1 protein-coding gene is annotated in these 2,340 nt (G+C 58.8%); it reads left to right on the top strand.

The genetic code is table 11. From position 1 onward, the window contains the following. On the top strand, positions 1-2,340 hold a 2,340-nt coding region (locus ABX749_RS29805), incomplete at both ends, for an efflux RND transporter permease subunit (protein ID WP_372899239.1).

The raw sequence follows: 2,340 nt of genomic DNA, 5'->3' as shown, positions 1-2,340 counted from the left end.
GAATTGCAAGTCATCGTCGATCCCGAAAAGCTGGCTGCCAGACAGTTGACGTTGGCTGATGTCCGGAACGTCTTGCAGGGTCAAAACAAAGACACGTCGGCGGGAGATTTTTGGGAAGGCAAACGGCGGTGGGTCGTGCGTGCGATGGGCCAATTCCGCAGCCCGGAACAGGTCGAACAACAGTTGTTGTCGGTCACCAACGGGGCACCCGTCTTCGTCCGCGATGTTGCCAAAGTCGAATTGGGTTACAAGAAGCCCGACGGACTGGTGCGACGATTCGGTGAGTCCAGTATCGCGATCAACTGTTTGCGCGAAACCGATGCCAACGTGTTGGACGTGATGGCCGGCTTACGCGCCGCCAATCAGGACATCGATGAAAACATTTTAAAACCGCGGGGGCTGCAACTGACTCAGGTCTACGACGAAACCGAGTACATCTATTCGTCGATCGAGTTGGTGCAACAGAACATCTTCATCGGCGGTGCGTTGACGATGATCGTGTTGATGCTGTTTTTGCACTTGGGCGTGCGGACGATCGTGACGATCCCGTTGATCATCGCAAGCTCGTTGGCGGCGGCCTACCTGTCGCCTTGGTTCTTTTTGATCTGTATCGCGATCATTCTGGTTGCCGGGTTCTGGTTCGCCCGCGGTGCGCTGGTGGTGGCGTTGGCGATCCCGACCAGTATCATCGCATCGTTCCTGGTGCTGGGTGTGCTGGGCCGATCATTGAACGTGATCAGCTTGGCCGGGTTGGCGTTTGCGGTGGGCATGCTGGTCGACAACGCCGTGGTCGTGCTGGAGAACGTCTACCGCCATTTCAAGTCGGGCGAATCCGCAGTCACCGCGGCCGTGCGGGGAACCCAAGAGGTTTGGGGCGCGATCGCCGCCTCGACGATCACGACGGTTGCCGTGTTCTTGCCCATCGTGTTTGTCCAGGAAGAAGCCGGACAACTGTTCCGGGACATCGCACTGGCGATCAGCGCCGCGGTCGCGTTGTCGTTGCTGATCTCGATGTCGGTGATTCCGACCGCGGCCTCGCGGCTGTTTCAGTCCCAACCCGATCGTGACGACCCGTCGGACCCATCCTCGCGGCAAAGCAGCCATCGCATCACACAATTCATCTTGTGGCCGGTCCATGCGTTGGGCGAAACCTTTGTTCGGGGCACCGTCGGATTCAATGACTGGATCCAACGCGGCGTATTGCGCCGGCTTGGGGTGGCTGCGACGTTGGTTCTGCTGGCAGTCGGAATCAGTTGGTCGTTTTGGCCCAAGGTCGAGTATCTGCCGACCGGAAACCGCAACCTGGTGTTCGGGATTTTGCTGCCGCCGCCGGGATACAACCTGGATCAGTTGACCGCAGCCGGCAAGACCGTCGAAACCGCACTGCGTCCCTACTGGGATGTGGATCCCGAAAGTCCCGAAGCCGCCGCATTGGACTTCCCCGCCATCGGCGACTTTTTCTTTGTCGCCCGCGGACGGCAGGTGTTCATGGGCATTCGGGCCTACGATGGTCAGCGCGCCGGTGAACTCGTTCCGCTGGTGCAACAAGTCGGTGCTTCGATGCCGGGGACCTTTGCCGTCGCCAAGCAATCGAGTCTGTTCGAACAAGGGCTGACCGCCGGACGAACGATCGAGATTGAGATCACCGGACCGGACTTGATCAAGTTGGTCGCGTTGGGGGGACAGACGATCGGCAAGGTCAAGCAGATCATGCCGACCGCTCAAGCACGGCCGATTCCGAGCCTGGATTTGTCCAGCCCGGAAATCCACATCACGCCCAAATTGGTCCAGGCGGCCCAGATGGGTGTCAGCAGTCGCGACCTCGGGTTCTCGGCCAACTGTCTGATCGACGGTGCCTATGCCGGTGATTACTACCTGGATGGAAAAAAAATTGACCTGACGATCATCGGTGAATTGGAATACGCCGACACGACGCAAGAAATTGAAGCGTTGCCGATCGCGACGCCTGGAGGACAACTGATTCCGTTGGCCGCCCTCGCGAAAGTGGAGTTGGCCAGCGGTCCCGAACAGGTCAATCACCGCGAACGCGTCCGTGCAATCACCATCGAAGTGTCTCCGCCGCCCGAAATCGCGTTGGAAGATGCGATGGAACAAATCAGACGTGAGATCGTGCAACCGCTGACCGATAGCGGTCAACTCGGGGGCGGCTATCAAGTCAACTTGGCCGGGACGGCGGACAAGCTGAGCAAGATGCAGGCGACGTTCCTGGGCCAATGGTCGGGCTGGAATCTTGACAGCTTGATCAGTGTGTTGACCAGCCAGTTTGTGTTGGTGATCCTGATCACGTACCTGCTGATGGCGGCATTGTTCGAATCGTGG

The organism is Stieleria sp., from assembly GCF_041595215.1.
In the GTDB taxonomy this organism is placed as follows: domain Bacteria; phylum Planctomycetota; class Planctomycetia; order Pirellulales; family Pirellulaceae; genus Stieleria; species Stieleria magnilauensis.
The sequence above is the reverse complement of the archived record's forward strand: the minus strand, read 5'-3'. Positions and strand labels throughout refer to the sequence as shown.